Source organism: Oleiphilus sp. HI0117, assembly GCF_001635235.1.
In genome coordinates this window covers 1-1685 of record NZ_LWGA01000876.1, presented here as the reverse complement: position 1 = coordinate 1685, position 1685 = coordinate 1, and the positions used below count along the sequence as shown (strand labels likewise).

Below are 1685 nucleotides of genomic sequence, written 5' to 3'. Positions count from 1 at the left end.
TGAGCACTTCCTGATTTTGCAGCCACTTCAAACCAACGAAATGATTCATGCGAGTCGTGTTGAGGACCATTTACAAGATGGTCCTCAACACGACTCGCATGAATCATTTCGTTGGTTTGAAGTGGCTGCAAAATCAGGAAGTGCTCAGGCTCAGTTTCAATTAGGTCGTTTCTATCAAAGCGGTTTCGGTGTTATTAAGAACTTAAGCAAGGCGCAGCAATTGTATCAACAGGCTTGTAGGCAGAGACTTTCTGTTGCTTGTCAGGCTGGCGCTGCGCTGTAAACTTAGGCTCTTCTTGATAGGCATGGCTTGAGCTATAATGCTCAGTTCGCTCATTAGTTAAAATCCCTTTATGTCTTCTTCCTCATCAGAAAATCCCAACGCATTTACCGCTAACGGCCAGAATTATGAGCTTCAGCGTTATCCTGTTGAAAAGCGTAGTCAGTTGCGTGCCTGGGATGCTGCAGACAGCTACCTGCTTAATCTGGTTGATGACATGGCTGGAAGCTTCAAGCAGCTTTGTATCGTGCACGATAACTTTGGTGCTTTGACGATTCCTTTAATGAAATATAAGCCCCTCTGTTACGGCGACTCATGGATGTCATTAGAAGCAACGCGACAGAACCTCAAGAAGAATGCTGAAGCGAATGACGATAATGTGCTGGACTTTGAGTCGGGTCTTGAGTATCTCGTCAAACGAGAAGAGCGCCCAGACTTAATCATTGGTCGAGTACCTAAATCTAAAAGCCAGCTGGCTTATTTACTCGCTGAACTGAATAAGTGGGCACAAGAAGGCTGTACACTTTTACTTGCAGGTATGGATAAGCACTTAAGCAAAGGTCAGTATGAGTTGCTGGAGAAGTGCTTTGGCCCGGCGAGTTTTTTGCCAGGTGTAAAAAAAGCGCGAGTCTGGAGGGCAGAGGTTGATAAATCTCTGGCGTACGCTTCAGAGCAGAATATATTTGAACAGTGCAAGTCTGTCAGCGTTCCCGATTTTGAATTGAACTTGAAGGCTTTACCAAATGTCTTTAGCAATGATCATTTGGATATTGGCAGTCGCTTCTTTTTGGGGCATTACAAGTGCTTACCGGAGGTTTCACAAGTCGCTGATTTAGCCTGTGGGAATGGGGTACTTGGTTTAGCCTACTTACAGCGCTTTCCTAATGCCCAGATGTTTTTCTATGACGAGTCTTTTCAGGCGGTACAGTCTGCGAAACACAATTTGGCGGTCAATATGCCTACAAACCGTGCTGAGTTTATTGCTTGTGACGGCTTGAGCAAGGCTAAGTCTAATTCATTGGAATTGATTCTTTGTAACCCGCCGTTTCATCAGCAAAATACGGTGAGCACTTCGATAGCCCAATCCTTTTTCAAAGAAGCCAAACGTGCATTGAAAACGGGTGGCGAGGTATGGCTCGTGGCAAATCGGCACCTTGGCTACCATTCTGACTTGAAAAGAATATTTGGTAACTTTGAAAATATCGCAGCGAATAAGAAGTTTGTAATTCTCAAAGCTGGGAAGTAAGCCATTCCTTAAAATATGAATAATATTCATGTTTGTGTTAGTCTGGGATTTTATGATCTCAGGTAGGCTGGACTTTTACTTGGTTTAGACTGCAGATCCAAAAAAATAATAAGACTAGTTGGATAATATGGACGCAAACTATTTTTCTAAGCTATCGCT

At 43.6% G+C, this 1685-nt stretch carries 1 protein-coding gene and 1 pseudogene; both read left to right on the top strand.

Annotated features, from left to right (window positions below; translation table 11 throughout):
• Positions 1–283 (top strand): annotated as a pseudogene (locus A3757_RS15355) (SEL1-like repeat protein); the annotation flags it as partial.
• Positions 284–353: 70 nt separating this feature from the next.
• Positions 354–1526 (top strand): methyltransferase, encoded by a 1173-nt coding sequence (locus tag A3757_RS15350; protein WP_068510872.1) that lies wholly within the window; start codon positions 354–356, stop codon positions 1524–1526.
• Positions 1527–1685: the final 159 nt, after the last annotated feature.